Genomic DNA, 24,644 nt, shown 5'->3' on the forward strand with positions numbered 1-24,644 from the left:
TCCTATCGCCACAACAACTAAATTAGAAATTAACTTTAATTTGTACGCCATAGGTTACAGGATCGCCAAATCCTGCGGTTCCATCCGGTACTGGGAATGAGTATCCAGAGGTGATATAGCGAGTATCAAACAAGTTGTTTACATATAAGTAAATGCCATATTTCTTGGCTTCGTAACCAATGCGGGCATTTACTAAGGCATAAGGTTCTTGCTTGATTTGGTTATTATCGTCAAAATAAGTAATCCCATAACCACGCAATTCTGCACGAGCAAATAAACCTCCCGGACTGCGATATTGAGCCGTTAAATTATAGGTAAATTGTGGTGCTAGGGGAACTTGATTGTTGCTTAAGTCTAGACCTGTATCGGAATTAAAGTAGTTTTTGTATTCACTATCTACATAACCAAATGATGCAATTAAATCGAATCCTTTAGCTGGTTTAGCTGTCAGTTCAAATTCTACTCCTGTGGCTTTGAGGTCAACGTTTTTAACACTCCCAAAAAAACCACTCTGGTCATATTGCAAAACTTGATAGTTATTTACATCGTTGTGAAAGACTGATAGGTTGGCAATTAAACGATTATTCAACCAAGAAGATTTCAAACCCACTTCATAACTCCAGGTTTTTTCTTCTCCAAATCGCAGTTCTGCTTCGCTATTAGCGCGGTAGTTCAATCCACCGGGTCTGTAACCTTCGGCAATAGTCACGTATCCCATTAAATTAGGATTTAATTGATATTTCAAACCGAAGCGGGGAATCAAGGCATTATTACTGACTTTTTCATTGTTAAATGCCGGACGCAGTGGAGTTAGAGTTTCGTCAGCGTTTACTGACTCATAAGTACTATCTGAAGATGCATCACTAGATTCGGAACGCAAACCAGCAAATACGGTTAATGGCTCTATAAGCTTATAATCTACTTGTCCAAATACCGCATAGGTTTGACGATAATCGTCTCCAGTCCGTCTAAATCGTCCAAATCCAGGAAAGTCGGTTTGAGCATCACCAACGTTAAAGTTGCGAGATTCGTAGTAACCACCTAATAACCATTGAAAACGCTCTGCCGTTTCTGGAGATTGGAAACGTAATTCCTGCGTCAATAAAGTGGAGTCAATACCATCAATAATTTGTATCGCTCCTGTGCTTCCCGGAACAACGTTTTCTTGACGGGTAAAACGACGTGCGGTGATGGATGTGGCTCGGAAACCCTCGCCGTTATAACCAATTTTGAGAGCTTGAGTATTTGTATCTAGCTTACTATATCCTTCGGTTTGTAAATTAACCTCGAATGGGTCAGAAGGATTTAGCTTGTTATAAGTTGGATTACCGTCATCTGTAAAGCTGTTATAGCTATTAAAAGATACTGTCCAGTCCGGTGAAGGTGTCCACAAAAGTTGCGCTCGTGCTGCTAGGCGCGATCGCTCGCCTATTTCATTACCTGTGGCCAGGTTCCTAATAAATCCATCTTGTCCTCTGTAGGCTCCCGCAATTCTCAGTGATAATTTATCGTCAACCAAAGCATCGTTGAGAGAGAATTGCAATTCGCGGCTGTTATATCTACCGTAACTTGCACTAATTCGTGTTTCTGGTTCTGGAGTTGCTTGTCTAGAAATGATATTGACGACCCCTCCAGAACTATTTCGTCCGTATAGCGTACTTTGAGGGCCTCTTAGCACTTCTACTCGTTCTAGATCGAGTAAAGCCAGGTCTAGAAAGCCGTTATAGTCAATTGGAACATCATCGATGTAAAAGGCTACACTATCCTGAGCGGTAAGGAAATTTTGATTGTTTAAACCCCGCAAACTGTAAGTATTGAACTCAGTACCACCGGAAGATGTGGAGGAAAAGTTAAAGTTGGGCGTTTGGTTGGCAATACCACCAAAAGAATTTATTTGAGCATCTTCTATTTCCTGACGAGGTATTACCGTAACACTGATGGGTACATCCTGTGCATTTTCCGGTCGTTTTTGGGCGGTAACTACTAGTTCAATATCTGGTTCATTAGGTTTTTGGCTATTGGTTGATGGTTGAGTTTCAGGTGTTGTTGGTGTCACCCCTAAAACTAAACCTTCAGCGCTGTCAAATAATTCGACTTTTGGGGTCTGAGTTGTTCCCACTACAGTAATTTGGATACTATTTGCATCCTGATTTGCCGCCAATACTTCCGTAATTCCCGCAACTGGTTTTTCTTGACGGAAGGTATTACCACTTGCTAAACGCAGTTGTGCATTGGGAATATTTGCAATAAAGCTATTACCTTCTATTTTAGTTGTGGTTTGCAGCTTGTCAGATGCAGATGTTTCTAAAATAACTTCCAACCCACTAGCCGTTTGATTCAACTTTATCCCTGTTACTAAAATATTAGACTGCTCTTGTTGAGCTAGCCACTCCTTGACACTTGTGTGAGGAAGCTTAATATCTGAAAGTTGGGGAATTTGATCTTCTTTTGTTACAGCTAAAGCTTGTTGATTTATAAATATGGCAAGTATTATAGCTAGTCCTAAATTTCCCAGTAGATACAGTTTCCTCATTTAATCCTCATACCAAAAAGTAATCTTAAATTGTCAATAAAAGTTGACAAAATTAAAGCTCTTAGTAGCAAATCGACTAAAGCGTTTATATGCTAAATTGTTTGGCTTTGTGGTAAATGTGTCAAATGACAAACTGTCAAACTTCTAAATCGCGTTCTAAGCTGATACACAGCTTGATTGTATAATATAAAATTAAGTAACTAAGCTATAATTAAATCTTTGAATAATTTTCTCTTACAAGAATAGCTAGAGCAAGGAAAACCAATTGAATAATTTAAATATAGTTCGGCGAAAATAGCTATTATCACTAGACAATGCCAGCTTCCATAAAAGAAAATATATCTTAGAGAAGATTGAGGCATAAATGTCAAATATTATCCTAGAATTTTTACCGCCATATAGTCCAGATTATAATTTAATTGAATTGGTTTGACATTCAGCAAAAGAATATATAGCTCATAGATTGTTCGAGTCTGTATCACAGCTAGAAGAATTATTAAATAAATTGCTAAATCAGGGTGGTCTTATTATTAAATGGGAGCGCAAGATTAAAAATAAGGGTAATGCTGTTTATTAAATTTAGCTGCGTAACAGCTTAAAATAACATCAATAATTGGGCCGTCAAAGTCAGTAATAAATCTTAGCATCGGCAGAAAATGTTAATTTTTATTAAGTTTATCTCAGATGTATGGCTATTTTTCGAGATTATTCAAGTCTAGCTAAGGTTTTTTTGTAAACTCTTTTTAAGAAAGTATCGACGATGACCTGGAGGAAAATCTTCTAACTCTCCAAAAACTTCATACCCCAAATGCTGATAAAATTCAGGAGCTTGGAAACTGTAAGTGAAAAGATATGCGTTTAAGCAACCACGATTAACAGCCTCCTGTTCTGCAGCGAAAAGAAGTGCTTTTCCATATCCATAACCTCTTAACTCCTTTGCAACCCAGAGAGTACGAATATGGAACCATCCCAAGCCGATAAAACCCTCCAAGCCGCCCACGACATTTTTTTCTGAATCACGAAGTAATAGAAATAGTGGCGTATATTGATAATCTCCAATTTTGCCTACATTGAAATCATGAAGTTGCTTGTCAATAAAATCAATTTGTTTGGAGTCTGGCTGAATTTCAATTGATATTTTGTACTCAGGCATCATTGCAAAGTACCGCGTTTGATTTGTTCGCTTTCAATGGCTTCAAATAAGGCGCGAAAATTACCTTCGCCAAAACCTTTAGCTTGGAAACGACGCTCAATAAATTCAAAGAAAAATGTTGGCTGTTCAAATATTGGCTGGGTAAAAATTTGTAATAATAATGGTGCGGTATTTCCTCCCTCTAAAGGAGTATATTCTTGCCAGTCTACAAGAATTTCTTGTTGAGCGATCGCTTCAAGTTCTAAGGGTGATAGTGTAAGTCCTGGACGCTGTTTGAGTTGCGAGTAATAGCTTTGGGGAACTGAGAGTAAGGATAGACCACTGGCACGAAATTTAGCGATCGCACTGACAAGATTAGTTGTCTGTAAGGCAATATGTTGAACTCCTGGCCCCCGATTGACATCTAAAAATTCCTGAATTTGAGAATTTTTGGAAGCTGGTTCATTAATTGGCAATTGGACGCTGCCGTTATGTGAAACCATCACCTGGCTGTGTAAAGCAGAACGATTGGTTTTGATTTTAAATGCTTGTTGGGGTTGAAAATCTAAAATATTTTCGTACCAAGCGACAGCACGATCCAATTCCCCAACTGCCACATTTAGCACTATGTGATCTATAGCAGTAATAGTGTTGTCATTTGTCATTTGTCCTTTGTCAAAAACCAATGACGGATGATTACTGGCAAATGACCTTTCGATCAACGTATGAGTCAATCCACCCCAGGCGGCAATTTTGCCACATTTGAGAAGTGTCGTACCTATTTGACGTTCCTGAATGGGTTGAAGGATTGTCGCACCGTGTTTTTCAGCAAGTGCGATCGCAGTTTCCACATCTTCTACAGCAAAAGCGACATCTGCCACACCAGGGGGATAGTTACGCAAAAACTCCGCTACTGGGCTTGTGGGTAACAGTGGTGAAGATAGAAAAAAGCAAACAGCACCACTTTTCACCACTTCTGTACAAGTATGAAATGAATTGCTGCGATCGGCTACTGATTTAAAACCAAGATGGTGTACAAACCAATCCCGCCACATTTTGGCATCTTCTACATAGAAATGAACACGATCAATTTTCATAGATATTGAAAATCCAGCATAACAGTTTATATATCTGTAAATTTTGCCTTTTTTGCTAGATTTTCACGTCCTTCCTAAGCAAGAATTATCTAGGCGCACTTCCTCTTTAAAAGAACAAATGACTATCAGGTTGAATATTAATTTCCATTGGCACAGCTTGCGGTTCGGCAGAAAGGGCAAAGAAAATCGCATTGGCAGCAGTTTCAGGACTGAGCATTTTTTTCCGGTCTACTTTTAGGTTGACATTATCCCAAAAAGGAGAATCTACCCCACCAAAGTAGAATAGCGTGAACTTGATACCAAAACGCTTGAGTTCTTCTGCCATGCACTTGCTAAAACCGACAACACCAAACTTAGAAGCCGAATAAGCTGCTGCCATCCCCATTGAATGCTTACCTAGAATTCCTACGACATTACAGATGTGACCAGACTTGCGCTTTTGCATCTCTTCAGCAGCCGCCTGGGTAGTATAAAAGCTGCCTTTTAAGTTGACATCTAACATCTTGTCTAAATCAGCAGGTTCTAAGCTGTTGTAAGGCTTGAGTATACCTACACCAGCTGCATTTACCAAAATATCGATTTGACCAAACGCCGCGATGGTCTTTTCTATCAAAGTATCTACTTGTTGGGGGTCAGTAATATCAGTGGGAACAGTCAAAACTTCCCCTGGTAAATCAGTAGCTAGTGTTGTTAAACGAACTGCACCTCTGGCAGCCAATACCAACCGGACTCCGGTGGGCGCAAGTTTATGTGTTAAAGCTGAACCTATACCACCAGTAGCACCGACAATAACGACAACTTTATCCTGCATTGCAATATTTATATTTCTTTACATCTTTTTACATAGTACTGAATTACAGGCTCAGATTGTCGTAAACATCCAGAAAGCATCTACTCGCGCAATAGTGCTGTTACCTCGTATTCCTTGCCATTCGCTTTTAATGTAAATGTAGGAGACGATTTTAGATATTTAAGAAAACTAGAACCTAAGTTTAATTTTTGAATAATTGAATTGGGTGATTCTCCGGTGATTTTCCGTATCTCTGTACCTAATTGGGACACAGATAATTTAGTTTTAGGAGACTTGGCTTGTAGGTCTTGAATAATTTTTAATAGTAATTTATCTAACATTTTTTCATTAAAAACTTGTGCGGAAGTTTCTTTTTTTACTTCTTGACTAGATTCTGTAAAAGAGTTATCTAAGACAGGGATAACTTTCTCTTCTCTTAGTTGATTTGAATTATTTTGAATATTAATATTGCATTTTTCTTGAAATGAAGTCGCAACATCCACTAAACTGTCTAATCTAGCATTGATTGATTCCTGTTCACTTTTTATTAAATATTGAATTGTATCAGCCACTTTGACTTTTTCAAAGGATGGAACTTCTGTTGTAACTGCTAAGGAATAATCAGTTAATTTACCAGTATTCCGATTTTCTATATGCAAATTTTGCCCTTGTCTACGTACCCAATAGACAATCAATCCCTGGTTTTGGAGTTCGTTACAGAGGTGAATTAAAATTCCATCGCTAGAACAGACTAATATTTCTTTAACTGTTGGATAAGAGCGTAAGACACAAGCACCGAATGCAATCATTTTTGCATCAGCACCATTCTTACCTTCAGGCACATGGACAAGTTGATAGCCACGGTTATATAGTTCAATATCTTGCTTCCCAATACTGGGATTTTTCCAGTTAGCAAATGCAATTTTAACTTGGAGAGAAAATTCACAAATACTGGCTAAAAATAATTCTGAATTAATATCTAATTTTAAGTTTTCTGCATCCAAAAGTAAAAGAGATATCCCTGTTTCTAACTTATCTTTAATTTCATTTTGTTGCTGAATTTTTAAGAGCAACTGGCTGAACACAGCAGATTCTAAGCAATCAGGCGATAATCTAGTTTGCAGCAGTTCTTCGGCTAATATAAAATTAAAAGAGTTAAGACCTTGCTCTGTGATTTTTTCTTCTGGCAGGTTTTTTACTAAAGAAAGTTGCGCCGCATCAGTTATAGATACTTTCGTATGTCCATTGCTGTTAGCAAGCAAGTCCATTTCCACGGAACAAGGTAATGCAGACTCAAAGAATTGTTTGCCACAATTTTTGCAGAGATAATTCTGTTGGTCATTGCAACGACCATTTTTATAATATGAAGTTGATTCGCACAGAGGACATTTCATCTTATGATTCAGGTGGTCTAGGCAGATCCTTACCCTTAAGTATATCGTATAAAAAGAGACTGTCAATCTCCGTCCGCATTGCCCAAAACAAGAAGAACTCAAAATAAGCAGAAATTAAATTCAACCTTAATTTTTACTTGCACTATGTCATAGCCCTCTGAATAGCTAGAACTCAAGAAACGCTTCAACTGACGCGGGCAAAAACATAGTCGCGGGTGCGAGAATCCACGGGGTTAGTAAATATCTTATTTGTAGTACCAAATTCAACCATTTGAGTAATCCGATTTTCATTACTGCAAAAGAAAGCCGTAAAATCAGATAGGCGAGTAACTTGCTGCATATTGTGAGTAACAATCACAATTGTCAACTCAGAGCGCAAGTTATGGATCAGACTTTCAATTTTCATACTACCCATAGGATCGAGACCGGAACAAGGCTCATCCATCAAAAGAACATTAGGTTTGACTGCTAAAGCACGAGCAATACATAATCTTTTTTGTTGACCACCAGAAAGTTCTAAAGCAGACTTGTGCAGTTTATTTTTGACTTCATCCCAAAGTTCAGCAGATTTGATGGCAGATTCAACAATCCCATCTAATTCTACTTTCGGATGCCATCCAACTAATTTCACCCCATAAGCAACATTATCGTAAACGCTCATAGGAAAAAGATTTGGCTTGGGAAAAACCATACTAATTTGGCGACGTAACCGATTGATGTTCACACGACGCTCATAAATACTCTGTCCAAAAAATTCTACTTTTCCTTCAACTTTCACTTCTCCTTCTAATTCACTCATGCGATTTAACGATTTAATAAAAGTAGACTTGCCACAACCACTAGAACCAATAATTGCCGTGACTTGGTTTTGATAAATATCCATTGACACGCCTTCAACTATCTTTTGAGTGTCGTAAGATAAGCTGAAGTTTTTGACTCTGATGGCTGGAATTAGTTTACTCATATTCCCCAAAACGTGTGAAACAAAACTCGATTCAGTAAAACAGTACACTTTAGCAATGCTGTTTCACTATGTTACTCCCAAAGGGGGATATTCATAGAAATTACGTAGATATGTAGTAGTTATACAGCAGATAAACTGTTAGTAGATATTCATATCAAGGTTGTGTTCCAAAATATATCTTGTGCGTGCTTTTTATACCTATCTTTCGCACCTTGACCTACATACCAATCCTTTCTTATTAAAAATGATTTGGGCTGGTTCGATTTAAAATAATTATGTAAATATCAAAACTATATACCCCTCATGGATAGTGAGGAGTTAGTTTTTTTATACTGTGGAGTAGTTCCTCAACTTTCATGGTGGCGATGGGGTCAAGAGCAGAGCAAGGCTCGTCCATCAGGAGAACCTTCCGTTTGACTGCTAAAGCAAAACCACCTGCGATCGCACTAAATCCTTTAGTAAGCAAAACTATTAGACCATAAGCGAATACGCTTACAACAATGGAAGGCACACCTGTAAGGATGCTGGCAATAAAACGAACAATACTAGTGATTGGGTTGGTTTGACCAAATTCCGCCAAGAAAATTCCTGTTATTATCCCTGTAGGAATGCTAAATCATTCGTGGTTAGGCTGTGCATTTACACGAAATCAGGATCTTGTTCCTCATGATATCGCTCACGATATTCTTCAGAAGGATGTCTTCCGTGGCGAGCATAGACACTATAGCCATCAGCAAATTGAAGAGCAGGTTCACCTTCAGCATGGAGCAGATTTTCTGCATCAAAAGACAACTTACAAGAGCGATCGCAGACTATACAAACCTTTTCAAATTGAAATATAAAACCACAATTTTGCATCAAATCTTGAATTACATTCCATTTTTTCTTGTCGTGTTGAAAGTTAATAACTTAATTCATAATTAGTAGTCAGTTTTCAGAGGTTTGAAACTACTGACTACTAACTAATGACTTAAAAATCTAAAATCGGCCAGTCTGGTTCACGATAATAGTGTGTCATGTTGTCAAATTTTCGCAACTCGACACGATCGATCGAGAATTCTGGCAAATTAAACAGCCATTGTTCATTCAATTGAGAAAGCTTTGTGCTGAAACTTGTACGGTCTAAGTCAGATGAAACCTCCCCGAAATAGGCTAATGTAACATGGGCTGTGAAATGATAATGCTGCTCAATACCCAAAGCAATTAACTTGGGATTTTGATAAATTGTTCGGCGAAATTTAATAATTTCCTCGTAGCAGCGTTCATCTTGGGGTACTAAACAAACGGCTATAGCTCTTGGCATCAGTATTAGTCCCAACATTTGCCATTTAATCGGATGACTCCTATTTGTCATCAATTGTTGATATTGCTGAAATATTTCAGCTAAACGAGAGTGTAATTCCTCGTCAAATTTGGGATTTTTTTCGTAAGCGTCAAGGTAAGCACTGTCCCAAATTAAATCCGCTAAAGTCAGATGAAAGCTAGCAGGAGGTAGAGGTACAATCAAATCACGGTTTACAGGCAACTGTAAAATTTCCTGTTGGTAAGTCTGTAATTTGGCATAGAAAGCAGAGTTTTCTGATTCTTCTCCTGCAGGCGGGGTAATTAGCGTATAGCCAGGAAAGGACGCTGCTTGTCTCAAGCCAGAATGTTGCTGAAATTTAGAAGATTCCTGAATATGCTGGGCTTGGGATCTGTAGGCTTCTGGCAGCGTCAGTCGTGCTAACCGATTTAAGTAAGTTTGATAGTTGTCGTCCAATCTTTATAGCCTCACGCTCTCACTTGATAGATTTTAGGGAAAATTACCCCGATTAACAGAATGATTTCAAAAGTATTTAGTTTTTGGGTGTGATGATTGAAGGATAGGGGAGTTAAAAATTATAAGAATTCTTTCCCAATGCCCAATTGAGGTTTATCTATGGCAATTTATGTTTACTGGGGTGAAGATGATTTTGCTATAGAAAAGGCGATCGCTATGCTGCGCGATCGCGTCCTCGATCCCGACTGGATAAGTTTTAATTACACTGCATTCACCCCAGATCAAGCTGATGCTGCTATCCAGGGGTTAAATCAGGCGATGACACCCACTTTTGGCGCTGGTGGGCGCTTGGTATGGCTGATAAATACTACTCTGTGTCAGCACTGTCCAGAGAGTGTCTTAGGGGAACTGGTGCGATCGCTACCTGTAATTCCCGAAAACTCATTTTTATTACTTACCAGCCGCAACAAGCCAGATGAACGCCTCAAATCCACGAAATTGTTAAAGCAATTTGCTACTGAATTCCGAGAATTTCCCCTCATTCCCCCTTGGAAAACAGAATTACTAGTGCAATCTGTTAATCAAGCAGCCCAGACTATGGGCGTGAAATTAACTGCCAATACTGCCCAGTTGTTGGCGGAATCCGTTGGAAATGATACACGATTACTCTACAATGAGATAGAGAAATTGCGGTTATATGCCCAAGGTAGCAACAAGCCTTTAGACGTAGATACTGTTACAAAGTTAGTAAGAAATACTACTCAAAATAGCTTACAATTAGCAGCAGCAATCAGAACGGGAGATACAGCGAAAGCTTTGACAACCTTAGCAGATTTGATCGATGCTTCCGAGCCAGGATTACGGATAGTTGCTACACTGATTGGACAATTTCGCACCTGGCTATGGGTCAAGATTATGATAGAAAGTGGTGAGCGCAATCAACAAGCGATCGCTATTGCTGCTGATATCGGTAATCCCAAACGGATATACTTCCTCCAGCAAGAAATAAAACTGCTTTCTGTGCAACAGCTAATCTCTTGTTTCCCTCTACTATTGGAGTTAGAAGTGAGCCTCAAGCAAGGAGCATCAGAAATGTCAACATTTCAGACTAAAGTCATCGAACTTTGTCAAGTCTGCCAAGGAAGTTGACAATCAAATATAAAAACTTGATGTATTGAGCAGTTGCTGGAACTTCCAACTCCAAAAATAATTCAAAGTCCTTATAATATCCATGATGTAGTTTTGTGTCACATACTATATGAATAAAATTTCTGATTTATTTTCCCAATCTAGCCGAAAGCGAATCCTTTGCCAATCATTTTTTTTCGGCGTTATCGCTACTGCAAGTGTGATTTCTAACGCTTTTTCATTGAGTTCAAAAGCTTATAGTCAAACTCCACCACCAATAGCTAACAATACTCAAATCAACAGCTACGCTCAAGCAGTGCTAGCAATGGAACCAGCCCGTCAAAATGCCTTTGAAGAAATTAAAAAACTTATTGGCAATGGAGAAATTCCCAAAATTGTTTGTAACGATTCTAACAGCATAAATGGTCTTCCTAGAAAAGCTCAAGATATCGCAGTAAATTACTGTAATCGTTCTCAAAAAATTGTCCAAGATAATGGTTTGAGCATCGATCAGTTCAATAAAATTACTATAGAGCTACAAAATAACGATATCTTGAAACGGCAGGTCTATAATACCTTATTACGGCTACAAAAAAGTCCTGATTCCCCTTAGTTCAAACTTGTAGATAAAATAGATAGGATTAAGTTTAAAATGACCACCCCCGCATGAAAGCAAGGGCTAGCATTGACTATCTACAAAAAACTGCAAGGATGGATTCATAAAATATTTCTTTGTGGATAAGAGGTTACTACTTATTAACCTATTGCGTTTTATGAATCAATTTTTACCGCGATCCCATCGTTCAATATATCAGATAGGTTTGATTGTCGCTTGGTGTGAATATTTTTCATGTGCTTCTTCACAGTGTGTATGGTGATGTAAAGCTTTATAGCAATTTCTTTGTAGCTATAGTTGCTTCGATAGAGAAACCAAATTTCAGCTTCTCGCGGCGTGAGATCAAATTTTTTTACTTCAGTGAGTGCTACATTTTTCACTGACTCACATTGGTTTTCTATGGTTACTAATAAACAAGGCATTTCAAACCCATCTAAATCTAGTAGTCTCACCCTAATCCGAAAAATATTTGACTTATCAAGGACAATTTCATCCGACAGAATCAGAAGTTTATCGGAAAATAAATACTGACTCCTGAGCAACAATTCACAAATATTCCAGATAGCTGACGGTACAAAACTCTGGTTTAAATTGCCTTGATCGAATTGAGAACAAAGGCGATTAGCAGATGCATTCGTATGAACTATTTCACCAGTTTGGCTTAGTATTAATATACCGTCTTCTAAGCCTTCAATTACTTCTTGTAAAAAATTAACTCGCTTCGAGTTATGCAAGTCAATACTATCTGGCTGTTGCAGTTCTGCTACTGTTTTTACTAATGTCTTTGTTTTGGCGTTCATGGGAAGGATGTTAATGTATAAAATCATGCTAGCTACAGACAGTAGATGGATGTTTTTCTACACAAGTTTATTGAAATACTCAATCCATAATTCCATAATTTATGTAGCCTATTTGAATGAATTCAGGTTACATAATTTAAATACAACTCTGAAATTACCTATTTCGGAAGAGACTAAATTTTTATCTCTATGTAGATTAACTGTCTTAACTCAAGCGGATTGTTTTTAAGAGTGGTCACTGCGTTGCCTATTGAAGCAACTTTCTTTTACCTTAAGCAGCAAGAAGGGTCATAGTGTACCTCGTACCAATACAAAATAACGAGCAATACCGAAATAAAAATATACTTTATACGTAGATATTCACCAACTACACTAAATTGCAAAAAAACTGCTTTTTGGTAATTGGGAAAAAGTTTGAATTTGATATAAATTTTGATATTGCGAAAAAGGGTATTGCCCAATTCTTATGATGAATCAGTGCTGAGTGGTGGGAGTTAGCAAGAATTCTTCCCAATCCCCAATCCCCAATCCCCAATCCCCAATCCCCAATCCCCAATCCCCAATCCCCAATCCCCAATCCCCAATCCCCAATCCCCCATTTTCTCTAAGTCCGCCCGACAAGGCTGGCAACCACTGTAGCCAACTCAGCTGCTTCAATAGGTTTGGGTAAATGTAGCTGATAACCTTCTTGTATAGCTCGCATCCGATCCTCTGCCCTAGCATAAGCTGTCAACGCTGCTGCGGGAATATTTCTCCCTAGTTCTGGTGGTTGCGATCGCAATTTGCGGATTAAAGAATAACCATCCTCATCAGGTATACTGATGTCGCTGACTAAAACATCTGGTTTCCACTGTGCAATTACCTGCAATGCTTCTTGAACTGATGCTACTGCTTTAACTTCGGCTTGGCACTGTTCGAGGACTGTGGTGATAAATTCACGGCTATCAGTTTGGTCATCTACAACCACTACTCGCACGCCAAGAAGGGAGACGAAGGAAAGGGGAGAGGGAACACGTACAGGAGGAAAAGGGGAAAGAGAGGTACTTTTTAGAAGTGGTAGTTTGACTGTAAACGTCGCTCCTTGCTCTTTACCTGGACTATCTACGTAGACAGTACCGCCATGTAATTCTACTAAATGATGCACGATCGCTAATCCTAGTCCTAATCCACCATAGGTTCTAGTGCTAGAACTATCAGCTTGACGAAAGCGATCAAAGACGTAAGGGATAAAATCAGGAGTGATCCCAATGCCTGTGTCAATCACCTGAATTTGGGCATATTTATCTGTTATCTGTTGTTTTTCTTCGCCATTTACCACAGACAATTGCACCTCTACCCGTCCACCAGTGGGTGTAAATTTAATGGCATTGGATAGTAAATTCCAGATGATTTGCTGCAAACGCTCGAAATCACCGGAAACTAGGAATTGGGAATTTTCGCCAAGTTTGCTGTCTTCTGAATCTTGATTGCTGTGGAATTGTGCTTCTGGAGATTCTAGATTTTCCTGATTGATTCCTAATCCCCAATCTGAATTTGGTGTTTCTTTTGAGGAAATAACAGAAAATCTTAAATCGATTTCCTTAGATTGGGCGGCTAGCCTAACAGTCTCTAGGGTAAACTCAATCATCGGAACCAAATTACAAGTACGGACATTTAGGCGTAACTTGCCTCTAATCATCCGCGATATATCTAGTAAGTCTTCAATTAGCTGGGTTTGCGCCTTAGCATTGCGCTCAATTGTCTCCGTAGCCTTAGCCATTTGGCTTTCACTCAGCTTGCTTCGTTGCAAAAGTTGCGCCCAGCCCAGAATTGCATTGAGGGGCGATCGCAATTCGTGAGACAATATCCCCAGAAATTCATCCTTCATCCGGTTCGCCTCCTGCAACTGCTCAGTTTGTTGTTGCAAAGAAGCAATTAAACTAGCCCGTTCCATTGCGATCGCTATTTGGTCGCATACTGCTTGCATCATCCCCTTTTGATTTTCGGTGAAGCTTAACCGAGTCCGGCTGCCAAAAGAAAGAGTACCTAACAACCGTCCTTGAGCAATCAACGGATAACCATAATAAGCAGTAATGCCTAAAGAACGAAGCAATTCTGTTTTTGGGTCAGTTGATTGCTGCATATTTTCTAGAGCTATTGCACAACGCTCTTGGGCTACAGTACCGCAAACCGTTTCACCAAATCCCAGCGACTCGATTTCCTTTGCCAGTTCTGGGGAAATGCCACTGTAAGACCCTAACCGCAATACCTGGGAATTATCTTCAACCAAATAGTTCAAATAAACTTCTATTCCAATTTGCTCTCTTAGTTTTCGGTAGACGCTATCGATTAGTAGTAATGGTTCTTGGCTTGAGAGTAAATCGTTGGCTGTGTCAAATAGTAGCTTTAGTCTTTTGTAACCTAACGAGAGTGCTTTTTCTGCCTGTTTGAGGTTGCTAATCTCTTGGAACACCAAAATACAGGTAGCCGGATGACCGTGCATTGCTGGCAAGGTATCAGCAAATATCAGTAGAGAGCGCACACCTGCGGGAGTGTGCCAGTCTACCTCCAACCCATTGAGACGTTCGCCAAGGGCAACCCGCACTCCTGGCATTTGGTCATTGGGAATGCGATCGCCTGCCGCATCTGTATAGTGGTAAACTGCGTGATAATCTTTTGCTGCTACACCTTTAGGAAATTCGCCCCCAGCTAATTCATTAGCAGAGCGATTGGCAAAAGTTACCCGCGCCGTTCCTGGTTCAATAAACAGCAAGGGTCTTGGCATCAGATTTAGCACATCCTCCAGCCATTTTTGCTGATTTAGAAGTACTTCTTCTGCTTGTTTGCGCTCCGTAATATCTAAAAATGCACCAACGCTTCCTCTAGTTTTACCCTCTTCGTCAAATAGGGGTGCAACGGATTCCAGCAGGTTGACAATTTTTCCATTTTCATGGACTATATCAACTTCGCAACCTAGAACTTCGACACCATGAGTAGCAGAGTATTGCATTGGGAGTTCTTCTGCTGAAAGTTCCCTTCCCTCTTTGTAGACTTTAAAGCTTGTGGATTTTTGGTCACTAGGAACGTTGAGGGAGGCATTAGTATCTGACGATATCCCCAACTGCTTGGCAAAAGCACGGTTCACCTTGATATTTTGGCATTGTGGATCTTCAGCAATACCAATTCCAATGGGAATTACCTCTAACAAAGTTTGTAACTCAGTAATGCGGCGCTGTAGATCCTTATTTAGTTGTAAGATTTTTTCCTTGGCCTGCTTTTGCTCGCTGATATTGCGAGTCACAGTTGCTAAGGCAATTGGCTGACCTGTGTTGTTATCTGTAACAGTGAAGATATTGTAATCAACTGGTATTGGTTGACCTGTTTGGAGGTGTCGGAAGCAGAATTCTCCCTGCCAGCGCCCTTGTGACAGCACATTTGGCAGTATATATTCTTGAAAATAGGCTTTGTCTTTCGGCATGAAGTAATCTAATACTACTTTTTGCCTTACTTCATCAATGCTAGCAAGCCCTACCAGCTTTTGACCTGCATCATTTATATAGAGTAATTGACCCTCAAGGGTAGCTATACCGATAAAGTCAGAACTATTTTCTACCAGCGATACTAATTTTTGTTGCTCTGCTTCTGCAAGCTTGCGATCGCTCAAGTCCAGGATAAACGCTACTGACTCTTCCTGGTTTTCTCCTAGCAGCACATAACCAACTAAAACCGGGATGCGGCTGCCATCCTTGCGAATGTATTCTTTTTCGTAAGGTGTACAAGCACTATTGGCATTTCCCTTTGCTTCGGTTACACCTCGCTCATCCAAGTATAAATACTCTGGTGGTGTGATATTGCTTGAACTTAACCTACCTGCTAATAAATCCTCCCGCGTGTAACCAATCATCCTGAGAAATTCGTCATTTGCCTTGTGGATACCACCATACACATCGCCAAATACAATACCGATGACGTTAGCATCTACGAAACTCCCAAGTTTAGCTTCGTAGGTTCTCAGTGCTTTCTGGGCAAGATCGCGTTGATGGCTGAGTCCTTCAATAACCGTCGCACTTTGCCAAATCAAAACAGTAAAAATCACAATTAGGATAATGGCAAACAGCGACACTGCAAACGCCGAACCGTATTGTTCTGCTCGTTCACCTTCAACAATTACCCACCCCAATAGAAAAGGTACTGCGATCGCCGGAATTAATAAACGACGTGCAAGTAAACCTCCATAACTATCACTTGTAACTACCTTCATTAACCCCTGGTCTGCCTGTACCCACAGAATGCCCATACTTAGTAAGAGGAACAACACCACTGTATGTAATGCCATTGATGTTGTATAAAGAGCAACTCCATAGAGAACTTTCACTTTGTAGGCATAGCCCATGAGCGCCTGAAAGGAAATTACAGTAGCAATCAGAACAATAATCTGGGTATACCAATAACTGCGGTGGGTTTTTGGATCAATCAAAATTTGTAGGGCGACGCTGACCAGCATAAAGTTCACTGCTGTGTTCAGCCCCATTCGCCCCGGATAAAATGTCGCTAGACTAGTTAGCGAATCACGAAACACTAGCTCATCAATGCCGAAATCCCAGCCAAACAGATATTCACCGAGTGTGAGCGCCCCAATCGTGGTGACAGCTATTGCACAGACCCGAGAAATTATAAGTGTCGGAGAGAGAACCAGGTGGGGATAATTTGGAATTGTTCTCTTCCCCTTCCTTCCTGCTCCCTGCTCCCTGCGCCCTGCTGTTGAAAACAGCCACAGCGAGACACCACACAGCACAAAACACAGCGCCGTGTTGACCTTCATAGTGGCAGGACTCCCAGGAAAGCCGCGCTTAAGAACTTCAATGCTAAGACACCAGCCAACTAGTACCAAGCTGCCAACAAAAACAGCGATCGCACTTGCGACTTTTGCCACAAGTAAATTTGCAGGGATTTTTACATCTTGCAGCCGCAAGCGGTTAATATTTAACATTTAGTCTTCTCTAACCGCATCTATCTAGAGTGGTAAACTTCCGTATTTCTTACGGTTTAATCATTTAGACCCTTTGTATTTTAGGCTACCCCTTGACTGAGTTTTCATCTACCCAGATGCATATTTTTTCTTGCATAATTTAGAGTAGGAAATAATCAGGGCTGAAAAAACCACCTTTGTGACTATTTCAAAATTGCAGAGGATATCGGCTCAATGGCCAGCGATCGCTCCATTACAAACATCCAGTGCGATTCTTTCTGCTGGTACATGAGCAAGAATGTGAATTGAAACTTAATAAGCCTGCTCAAGAATGGCGGGGCATAATTTTTTTAGAGGTTTTATATTTGCCTGGATTTATGATTACAAATATATTCAGTTTTGAACTGTTTTTTTGCTATAAGTATTTGACTAAGTTATCTACTATGAAGTATGTTTCATATCTAATATTAGGCAGAATATATTGTTTTAAAAAAAAATCAAGACACATAAAACCACGATACTGAAAGAGTTACTCCCTTTATAAGTACAGCAAAACGGCGTAGTTAGACAAAATTTGTAGCTGACTGGGATGAAAATTTTCCGCCACACAAATATTCTGTAATCTGTAGCCACTTAGACTATACCCTTGCCTAAAATTCCTCAAAAAACCTGGGATAGTCCGTGTTGCGGTTCGCAGTTTGATCCGCAGACATAGGTAAATCAAAACCCAGCAATTTATGAGCTAAAAAGTAGAGACCATAGCTTTAGACTGACTCAAAACAACTACTTGAATTTCCATATTTTGAGACCAATGATAGGTCAAATATTCACAAATATTTTGTTGAGTGGGCAAACAGCCCACTTTTGTATTATCAATCTGGTAAATATACGGGAACTTCTTGTTTTGGGCTATGGTCACTTTATCTCACCTTGAACAGCGAGGAGGCTCCGACTATAACCACTCAAGCTTAAGCAATGCCTGATTTAGGCATTGCAGCCCTCAATGTCTCATTTAACTGACTCTAACTCTTCCACAAACCACCGTTTACATCCAAAGGTACGGATAGTTACTTTATCCGTTACAGCTTTTACTGGATTGTCTTTATATATACAATAATTATATTTCGCTAGTCAGATTAACGCAGACTTAGAAGACTTTCAAATCTCTAAAATGGATGTTTGCTTATGGAAAAATTTCGCTGTAATCAACCGAATATTAGCATAATTATTTGTATATAGGCTAGAAAATCATGAAAGCTATATCAAACAACACCTTACAAATTTTTGCAGCCAAAAGCCTATATACTAGATTAGACTTTGATAAATTTGAGAGTTTTGTTAATTGCAACACCAAAAACGATTAATTTTTAGATGAAATACTAGCGTATCTTATAGTCTATAGTTTTTAAGGTTTAGTCAAAACTATATCCAGTATCATCAAAAAACTGCAAACTTCATGTGGTGCAAAAATCAAGCGGGGAGTGAAAACATGAATTTACGTAGAGATGCATTGCAAATCCTCGAAGAAACTAGCCGAACTTTTTATATCCCAATTAATCTTTTACCGCCAGGATTACAAGAAGCAGTAGCATCGGCATATTTGTGTATGCGGGCCATTGATGAAATTGAAGATCATCCCGGACTAGATAATGCTACTAAAGCAAAGCTGTTAAGAAGGATTAGTCTGACATTACAGGCAGGCGTTGATGGCTTCGCACTAGATGCTTTCTTTGAAGGATTTAATGGCTACGAGAATACCCTAGAAGAAGTCACTCTGAGAATTAGAGAATGGTCACTGCTAGCACCAGAAACCATTGCACCTCGAATTTGGGATGCCACTGCTGCAATGGCAGACCGGATGGCTTCTTGGGCAGAAATAAACTGGAAAATTTACACAGAGTCTGATTTGGATCGTTATACCTTTGGGGTTGCAGGTGCAGTGGGATTATTACTTTCGGACTTATGGACTTGGTACGATGGAACGCAAACTAACCGTACTCAGGCCATTGGGTTTGGTCGAGGTTTACAAGCAGTAAATATCCTGCGTAACCATACTGAAGATTTGGGGCGTGGGGTAGACTTCTTCCCAGAAGGTTGGAATGCAGCAAATATGCAAGAGTATGCGCGGCGCAATCTAGCCTTAGCTGAGGCTTATACCAAAGATCTTCCTACAGGCCCAGCCTTAGATTTTTGCCAAATTCCCTTAACTTTAGCTAATGGCACTCTTGATGCTCTTGCTAATGGTAAAGAGAAACTAAGCCGTAGTGATGTTTTTGCACTTATTGAACAACTGATTAGTGTGAACATGAAAGCCAGCTAATAGTTTCTTAATAACTCATGGAGACAATTCTAAATTGCCTCCAAATTTAGGCATCCAAAATCCTACAGCGATTTTCTGTAAGGGAGCCAGTATAGTATTTTCCCAACGCGTAGCGTCTCGTAGAGAAAAGGAGACGCTAAAAGCGTTAGCAAGTCCGTGACCGTCTGGGATCTCTCAAAATGAATGAATTGGGGTGTCATCGCCAATTATAGCGACTACCATTGGTCACTACCCTAATAGCGATTTTAAATTTTGGAATAAAAACTTTAGATCGAACACTAGTTATTAGTTAAGTATAATAACATATCGTGTTCTGGCAAACTACTTGCGTAATCTCAGCTAGACTTTAGGAACTCTTTAAAGGATTTCCAGCAGAAATTACCTGGCAACAGTTGATTAATATCTAAATAATTGAGAGAGAGTGTAATACTCCCCGTGATTATTCGTGCAGCGAGTTGAGAGTGCATGAGCTACTGCTTAAATCCTATCTGTCCCAATCCAGAAAATTTGGTAAATAGCCAAAGGTGTCAGTCTTGTGGCTCGCAACTACTGTTGCGCGATCGCTATCAGGCGATCGAACCATTAGGTCAAGGTGGCTTTGGAGCAACCTTCTTAGCCAACGATCTAGGCTTACCAGGAGAACCGAGTTGCGTAATCAAACAATTACGCCCATCAGGAAGCGCCCCACACGTTTTAAAGATGGCCAGAGAACTCTTTGAACGAGAGGCCAAAACTCTAGGTAAAATTGGCAATCATCCCCAAGTACCAAGATTGTTAGACTATTTTGAAAATAATGAACAATTTTATTTAGTTCAAGAATACATCAGTGGTGATACCTTGCAGGAGGAAGTCAAACTTAACGGCATCTTGAGCGAAACTGGAGTCAAGCAATTTTTAAGCGAAGTTTTGCCACTGCTCCAATACATCCATGAGCAAAAGGTGATTCACCGTGATATCAAACCAGCCAACTTAATTCGCCGGACTCAAGATTCCAGAATGGTACTCATCGACTTTGGTGCCGTCAAAGACCAAATCAGCCAAGGTGCGACAAGTCCATCAGGACACACAGCATTAACCGCTTATGCTATTGGTACTCCTGGTTTTGCACCTCCAGAACAAATGGCTATGCGTCCAGTCTACGCCAGTGATATTTATGCACTGGGGGTGACATGCATTTATTTACTTACTAGCAAAACTCCCAAAGACTTAGATTACAATCCCAACACTGGCGAGATGATGTGGGAGCAACTTGTGCAAGTGAGCGATCACTTGAGCAATGTATTGCGAAAAATGTTAGACGTGTCTGTACGTAATCGCTATCAGTCCGCATCAGAAGTTCTCAGAGCCTTGCAAATAGAACCATACTTAGAAAGTTTAGCAAAGGGTTTATTGATTAAATCAGATACTGGATCTAAAGAGCGAACACACAACAATTTACAAAATTCTGCTGTTTTATGTAACAACTCTTCTGTCTCTGTCACCAGTGCAGGTGTGGCACAGGTAGCAGCAGCAATTCGTGCCAGACGAGCCAAGGCAACAGAAGCGGCTGGATTACACCAGGGTTCTGGGATGGGCAAATCAACAACTTTAGCTAACAGCAACAGTAATGGTTCGCAAGGTCAAACTTCTAAAGTTGAGCGTAAGTTAGATACCCAAGGTTTGTTAACCGCCTACCAGAAGGGAAGACGAGATTTTGCTCTCCACAATTTAAATTTGCTGAACCTGCAAGGTGCTGACTTATCAGGAACAAATTTCCATTCCACTCAATTGCAAAAAACCAATCTCCAGGGAGCTAATCTTCACAATAGTGACTTTGGCAGAGCCAGTCTCACTAGAGCAAATCTTAAGGATGCTAATTTGAGCAAAGCATACTTTAATCATGCTGATTTAGAAGGTGCAGACCTGCGAGGTGCAGACCTCAGTAATGCTTATCTCAGCAATGCCAATCTCAGAGGAGCTAATCTGTGTGGTGCTAATCTCACCAGTGCCAAAATTTCCGATGAGCAGTTAGTACTAGCAAAAACAAACTGGATGACTATTCGGCCCAATGGTAAACGGGGTTTATTATAAGTTGAAAATTGAGATTTTTGAGCCAGTTGTTTGCTCTGGCTCTCAGACTAATTCTCTGCTTTTTAAGGAGGTTTGAGAGGATAAAGTCTTAAATTGAACTGTATTGTTTTATAAAACTCATAAAGCTGTGATTTTCTTATTAGCTTGACAAATCAGCCCTTCTTTTTCTCGATAAAACTTAGAGTTATTCGGAATTGACCAAATAGATATGATATGGCAATCGTATTTGATTTGTGAGAGTTTACAATCCCAGATCCCCGATTTCGTAAAAGTTGTCGGGGATATTGTTTATCAAGAATGCTTCAGGATTATTACAGCACTTCCGGCTAAGAAAAATGATTGCTCGTCATAGAGAACAATCATTTCGTTAGACTTGCTGTACATCAATAACTTGCAAAAGGTGGGTTAGCTGTCTTTATAACCCACTAAATATTCAAAATTGCAGATTAATAAATTCACATCCCTTATTCTTCTGGCTCTAAGTCGCCTTCTTCATCTTCATCTTCTTCACTGACTTTAGCTACGGAGTTAGCAGAAACAACAGCGCCTTTATCTAGCTTTTCACGCACCAGCTTCTTAATTTCCTCAGCAAATTCAGGCTTTTCTTCTAGATACTTAATGGCATTGTCTCGTCCTTGGGAGATATTATCGCCGTTGTAACTATACCAAGCCCCCTTGCGGACAATAATGGAAGTTTCTTCTGCCAAGTCTACAATACAACCCAAGGTAGAAATTCCTTTGCCAAAAATAATGTCAAATTCCGCAATCCTAAAAGGTGGCGCTACTTTGTTTTTGGCGACTTTGACTTTAACGCGATTACCAAATTCTTCTGTACCTTTTTTTAAGGTTTGAATCCGGCGAATATCCAAGCGCACCGAAGCGTAAAATTTCAATGCGTTACCGCCAGTTGTGGTTTCTGGGCTACCGTAAGTAACACCAATTTTTTGTCGCAACTGGTTAATGAAAATTACTGTACAACCAGATTTACCAATGTTGCCCGTAATTTTACGTAGAGCTTGGCTCATCAACCGCGCTTGTAAACCAACGTGAATATCACCCATATCGCCTTCAATTTCAGCGCGGGGAACCAGTGCTGCTACTGAGTCAATGACTACAATATCAACCGCAGCAGAGCGAACAAGCTGATCGACAATTTCCAAAGCTGATTCGCCAGTGTCTGGCTGGGAAATCAGCAAATTGTCAATATCTACACCCAATGCGGCAGCATAAGTGGGATCAAGAGCGTGTTCAGCATCAACAAAGGCAGCAATACCGCCATTTCTTTGCACTTCGGCGAGGGCATGTAAAGCTACTGTAGTCTTACCAGAACTTTCTGGCCCATAAATTTCAATTACCCGCCCCTTGGGTAAACCACCGCCCAATGCTAAATCTAGAGTCAGCGCTCCACTGGAAATTGTTTCCACCCGCATCCGGGTAGCATCACCCAAGCGCATGATTGCTCCTTTACCAAAGCTGCGCTCAATCTGGTTTAGCACCATAGTCAGCGCTTTTTGCTTGCCGGAAGTATCGGTGTTGATAGCCATTTCTGCCTCTAATGCCTCTAAATATATGGTTTTAAGAAGTGTTGGTTTGGGAGTTTGAGTAGAACAGATATACTATTTTAACCAGAAAATTCTGGAATAGGACTTCTCAAATCAAAAAAGGGGTGTGACAAGATCGTAACTCGATCGCTACCAGATTAGGGTAGTTTTGCACAATGATACCAACTTGCATTCAGAGATAGCTTTTTTTAGCTGGGTGAATATTTGCAAAGGTGGCTAAATTTAGGAGCGATCGCTAGCAGGGTAAATAATAATCAAATGCCATGATAGATTTTTATTATGAATATTAAACTTTAAGTAAAAAGTTCAGCTTCTATCAAAGTATTGAGATTTTGATTTTGTTCTCCTATGCTATCTAGAACCCAATCTGTGAACAGCGTCCTTGCGCCAGGAAATCTGCGTAAAGTACATCATATTGCCCTTAACGTCCAGGATATGCAAGCTTCCCGCTACTTTTATGGCACAATTTTGGGTTTGCACGAACTTACAGGCGAGGAAGTACCCGCAACCCTAGTAGAACTTGTTGCATCTGGGAAAGTAGCCAATTTCATCACCCCAGATGGGACGATACTGGATTTATTTGGGGAACCAGAATTATCACCACCAGATCCCAATCCAGAGAAGACATTCACCAGAGCGTACCATCTGGCTTTTGATATCGATCCGCAGTTATTCGATCGCGCGGTGGCAGTCATCAGAGAAAATGAAATAGCGATCGCACACGGCCCAGTCACCCGTCCTACTGGTAGAGGTGTGTATTTTTACGATCCAGATGGCTTTATGATTGAAATTCGTTGCGATCCAGAAGCTAGTTAACTTAGGAGTAATAACAAAAATTTCTACTATGACTGCAAAACTCATACAAATATTTAAAGTAATTGAAGAAGCGATCGCAAAACCGCCAATTCCACACGAACCATACAAGCAATCATTGAAAGCCTGGGCGATGTATTGTTTGCGAGACAAAGGTTTTATAGTCGTTTATGCTCAAAACGCCGACTTTGCTATTGAAAGAAAGCGCGAAGAAAAGCTATATTTTAAAGTTTCAAATAGCCCCGATGATTTACCCGATGATTTAGATGATTCTATTAGCTGGATTGTTTGGGATAATGCAACTAAAAACGCCAGTCTCATTCCTCAAAAAGTAGACTGATGTCAGTAATCCATATATGGACTGCAACTTTTTCAATAATTCTTCTGGTCGAATTAAGCTTTAGATAGTTTACATTCATCGATACATTTTTTCGTTGCTTCTTAATCTTGGTTGTTAACAATAGTAATTTAGATGCGTTTTCCCTGATTTTATTCGTCAGGTATTTGTGCAACGATCTTCTTTACCCAGACAACTGCTGCACAAATATTTGATGTTCTGACGAATTTAATCCCAACTTCAACACAGTCAATACTTGCTGCATATTCCCAGCGAGTAAATCTGACATTGACAACCACAAACCAGGAAATACTTCACTTTTGATAATTCCATCTGCGTCCACTTCTAAGGAAAGTGGCAAGGAGTCTTACTTTATTATGG

The 24,644-nt window shown here is 39.9% G+C and carries 19 protein-coding genes and 2 pseudogenes; 7 read left to right on the forward strand and 14 right to left on the reverse strand.

Annotation, left to right across the window (positions count from 1 at the left end):
- Nucleotides 1-22: 22 nt before the first annotated feature.
- Nucleotides 23-2,533 (reverse strand): TonB-dependent receptor domain-containing protein, encoded by a 2,511-nt coding sequence (locus V7K55_RS11885; RefSeq protein WP_334831415.1) that lies wholly within the window; start codon nucleotides 2,531-2,533, stop codon nucleotides 23-25.
- 298 nt (nucleotides 2,534-2,831) lie between these two features.
- Between V7K55_RS11885 and V7K55_RS11890 the strand changes: the two are divergent.
- Nucleotides 2,832-3,110, forward strand: a pseudogene (locus tag V7K55_RS11890) (transposase); the annotation flags it as partial.
- Nucleotides 3,111-3,248: 138 nt separating this feature from the next.
- Here V7K55_RS11890 and V7K55_RS11895 read toward each other — a convergent pair.
- The 8 genes and pseudogenes from V7K55_RS11895 to V7K55_RS11930 all read right to left on the reverse strand — a co-directional run bounded on the left by V7K55_RS11895 (nucleotide 3,249) and on the right by V7K55_RS11930 (nucleotide 9,669).
- Nucleotides 3,249-3,689: a GNAT family N-acetyltransferase gene (locus V7K55_RS11895; protein WP_334831417.1), complete on the reverse strand. Its 441-nt coding sequence runs from the start codon at nucleotides 3,687-3,689 to the stop codon at nucleotides 3,249-3,251.
- On the reverse strand, nucleotides 3,686-4,762 hold the full coding sequence (hppD, locus tag V7K55_RS11900; RefSeq protein ID WP_334831419.1) for a 4-hydroxyphenylpyruvate dioxygenase: 1,077 nt from the start codon (nucleotides 4,760-4,762) through the stop codon (nucleotides 3,686-3,688). Before hppD ends, V7K55_RS11895 begins: the two co-directional genes overlap by 4 nt.
- A 106-nt stretch (nucleotides 4,763-4,868) precedes the next feature.
- The gene (locus V7K55_RS11905; RefSeq protein WP_334831421.1) at nucleotides 4,869-5,573 is read right to left on the reverse strand and encodes an SDR family oxidoreductase; all 705 of its coding nucleotides are present in this window, start codon (nucleotides 5,571-5,573) and stop codon (nucleotides 4,869-4,871) included.
- Nucleotides 5,574-5,653: 80 nt separating this feature from the next.
- Nucleotides 5,654-6,946, reverse strand: coding sequence for an IS1/IS1595 family N-terminal zinc-binding domain-containing protein (locus V7K55_RS11910; protein WP_334831423.1), 1,293 nt, complete (start codon nucleotides 6,944-6,946; stop codon nucleotides 5,654-5,656).
- Nucleotides 6,947-7,130: 184 nt separating this feature from the next.
- A complete protein-coding gene (locus V7K55_RS11915; RefSeq protein ID WP_334831424.1) occupies nucleotides 7,131-7,910 on the reverse strand; it encodes a phosphate ABC transporter ATP-binding protein in 780 nt (259 codons plus the stop codon).
- 415 nt (nucleotides 7,911-8,325) lie between these two features.
- Nucleotides 8,326-8,523, reverse strand: a pseudogene (locus tag V7K55_RS11920) (phosphate ABC transporter permease PstA); the annotation flags it as partial.
- 26 nt (nucleotides 8,524-8,549) lie between these two features.
- Complete coding sequence (locus tag V7K55_RS11925) at nucleotides 8,550-8,768, reverse strand: DUF6745 domain-containing protein (RefSeq protein WP_334831426.1); 219 nt, start codon at nucleotides 8,766-8,768, stop codon at nucleotides 8,550-8,552.
- A 112-nt stretch (nucleotides 8,769-8,880) separates the two neighbouring features.
- Nucleotides 8,881-9,669, reverse strand: a complete 789-nt coding sequence (locus V7K55_RS11930) for a DUF1868 domain-containing protein (RefSeq protein ID WP_334831428.1) — start codon at nucleotides 9,667-9,669, stop codon at nucleotides 8,881-8,883.
- A gap of 159 nt (nucleotides 9,670-9,828) precedes the next feature.
- Between V7K55_RS11930 and holA the strand changes: the two genes are divergently transcribed.
- Both holA and V7K55_RS11940 read left to right on the forward strand, forming a co-directional pair.
- On the forward strand, nucleotides 9,829-10,818 hold the full coding sequence (gene holA / locus V7K55_RS11935; protein ID WP_334831430.1) for a DNA polymerase III subunit delta: 990 nt from the start codon (nucleotides 9,829-9,831) through the stop codon (nucleotides 10,816-10,818).
- Nucleotides 10,819-10,927: 109 nt separating this feature from the next.
- Complete coding sequence (locus tag V7K55_RS11940; RefSeq protein WP_334831432.1) at nucleotides 10,928-11,410, forward strand: DUF4168 domain-containing protein; 483 nt, start codon at nucleotides 10,928-10,930, stop codon at nucleotides 11,408-11,410.
- 158 nt (nucleotides 11,411-11,568) lie between these two features.
- Here V7K55_RS11940 and V7K55_RS11945 read toward each other — a convergent pair whose 3' ends face one another.
- From V7K55_RS11945 to V7K55_RS11955, 3 genes are all read right to left on the reverse strand, one after another.
- Nucleotides 11,569-12,213 carry a helix-turn-helix transcriptional regulator gene (locus V7K55_RS11945; RefSeq protein WP_334831434.1) on the reverse strand — a complete coding sequence of 215 codons (645 nt, stop codon included), beginning with the start codon at nucleotides 12,211-12,213 and terminating at the stop codon, nucleotides 11,569-11,571.
- A gap of 474 nt (nucleotides 12,214-12,687) precedes the next feature.
- Nucleotides 12,688-12,843, reverse strand: coding sequence for a hypothetical protein (locus V7K55_RS11950; protein WP_334831436.1), 156 nt, complete (start codon nucleotides 12,841-12,843; stop codon nucleotides 12,688-12,690).
- Entirely contained in the window at nucleotides 12,818-17,182 is a 4,365-nt protein-coding gene (locus V7K55_RS11955; protein WP_334831439.1) for a PAS domain S-box protein, read from the reverse strand. The genes V7K55_RS11950 and V7K55_RS11955 overlap by 26 nt, the downstream gene beginning before the upstream one ends.
- 1,468 nt (nucleotides 17,183-18,650) lie before the next feature.
- On the opposite strand from V7K55_RS11955, the gene V7K55_RS11960 reads away from it, so the two are divergent.
- Nucleotides 18,651-19,481, forward strand: coding sequence for a phytoene/squalene synthase family protein (locus V7K55_RS11960; protein WP_334831441.1), 831 nt, complete (start codon nucleotides 18,651-18,653; stop codon nucleotides 19,479-19,481).
- A gap of 465 nt (nucleotides 19,482-19,946) precedes the next feature.
- Nucleotides 19,947-21,551 carry a serine/threonine-protein kinase gene (locus tag V7K55_RS11965; RefSeq protein WP_334831443.1) on the forward strand — a complete coding sequence of 535 codons (1,605 nt, stop codon included), beginning with the start codon at nucleotides 19,947-19,949 and terminating at the stop codon, nucleotides 21,549-21,551.
- A 464-nt stretch (nucleotides 21,552-22,015) separates the two neighbouring features.
- Here V7K55_RS11965 and recA read toward each other — a convergent pair whose 3' ends face one another.
- Nucleotides 22,016-23,095 carry a recombinase RecA gene (gene recA / locus V7K55_RS11970; protein ID WP_334831446.1) on the reverse strand — a complete coding sequence of 360 codons (1,080 nt, stop codon included), beginning with the start codon at nucleotides 23,093-23,095 and terminating at the stop codon, nucleotides 22,016-22,018.
- A 366-nt stretch (nucleotides 23,096-23,461) separates the two neighbouring features.
- Between recA and V7K55_RS11975 the strand changes: the two genes are divergently transcribed.
- Nucleotides 23,462-23,929, forward strand: coding sequence for a VOC family protein (locus tag V7K55_RS11975; RefSeq protein WP_334831448.1), 468 nt, complete (start codon nucleotides 23,462-23,464; stop codon nucleotides 23,927-23,929).
- A 43-nt stretch (nucleotides 23,930-23,972) separates the two neighbouring features.
- A complete protein-coding gene (locus V7K55_RS11980; RefSeq protein WP_334831473.1) occupies nucleotides 23,973-24,266 on the forward strand; it encodes a hypothetical protein in 294 nt (97 codons plus the stop codon).
- A gap of 181 nt (nucleotides 24,267-24,447) precedes the next feature.
- Here V7K55_RS11980 and V7K55_RS11985 read toward each other — a convergent pair whose 3' ends face one another.
- A complete protein-coding gene (locus V7K55_RS11985; RefSeq protein WP_334831450.1) occupies nucleotides 24,448-24,624 on the reverse strand; it encodes a hypothetical protein in 177 nt (58 codons plus the stop codon).
- Between the last annotated feature and the right edge of the window lie 20 nt (nucleotides 24,625-24,644).

Origin of the sequence: Nostoc sp. (assembly GCF_036919895.1) — a bacterium.
In the GTDB taxonomy this organism is placed as follows: domain Bacteria; phylum Cyanobacteriota; class Cyanobacteriia; order Cyanobacteriales; family Nostocaceae; genus Nostoc.

What these genes read in the sequence shown, in the direction of transcription:
- V7K55_RS11965 (WP_334831443.1), top strand. Translation starts at nt 19,947, where the DNA reads ATGAGCTACTGCTTAAATCCTATCTGTCCCAATCCAGAAAATTTGGTA.
- V7K55_RS11925 (WP_334831426.1), bottom strand. Translation starts at nt 8,768, where the DNA reads ATGCAAAATTGTGGTTTTATATTTCAATTTGAAAAGGTTTGTATAGTC.
- holA (WP_334831430.1), top strand. Translation starts at nt 9,829, where the DNA reads ATGGCAATTTATGTTTACTGGGGTGAAGATGATTTTGCTATAGAAAAG.
- recA (WP_334831446.1), bottom strand. Translation starts at nt 23,095, where the DNA reads ATGGCTATCAACACCGATACTTCCGGCAAGCAAAAAGCGCTGACTATG.
- V7K55_RS11940 (WP_334831432.1), top strand. Translation starts at nt 10,928, where the DNA reads ATGAATAAAATTTCTGATTTATTTTCCCAATCTAGCCGAAAGCGAATC.
- V7K55_RS11945 (WP_334831434.1), bottom strand. Translation starts at nt 12,213, where the DNA reads ATGAACGCCAAAACAAAGACATTAGTAAAAACAGTAGCAGAACTGCAA.
- V7K55_RS11885 (WP_334831415.1), bottom strand. Translation starts at nt 2,533, where the DNA reads ATGAGGAAACTGTATCTACTGGGAAATTTAGGACTAGCTATAATACTT.
- V7K55_RS11905 (WP_334831421.1), bottom strand. Translation starts at nt 5,573, where the DNA reads ATGCAGGATAAAGTTGTCGTTATTGTCGGTGCTACTGGTGGTATAGGT.
- hppD (WP_334831419.1), bottom strand. Translation starts at nt 4,762, where the DNA reads ATGAAAATTGATCGTGTTCATTTCTATGTAGAAGATGCCAAAATGTGG.
- V7K55_RS11915 (WP_334831424.1), bottom strand. Translation starts at nt 7,910, where the DNA reads ATGAGTAAACTAATTCCAGCCATCAGAGTCAAAAACTTCAGCTTATCT.
- V7K55_RS11955 (WP_334831439.1), bottom strand. Translation starts at nt 17,182, where the DNA reads ATGTTAAATATTAACCGCTTGCGGCTGCAAGATGTAAAAATCCCTGCA.
- V7K55_RS11975 (WP_334831448.1), top strand. Translation starts at nt 23,462, where the DNA reads ATGCTATCTAGAACCCAATCTGTGAACAGCGTCCTTGCGCCAGGAAAT.
- V7K55_RS11895 (WP_334831417.1), bottom strand. Translation starts at nt 3,689, where the DNA reads ATGATGCCTGAGTACAAAATATCAATTGAAATTCAGCCAGACTCCAAA.
- V7K55_RS11960 (WP_334831441.1), top strand. Translation starts at nt 18,651, where the DNA reads ATGAATTTACGTAGAGATGCATTGCAAATCCTCGAAGAAACTAGCCGA.
- V7K55_RS11910 (WP_334831423.1), bottom strand. Translation starts at nt 6,946, where the DNA reads ATGAAATGTCCTCTGTGCGAATCAACTTCATATTATAAAAATGGTCGT.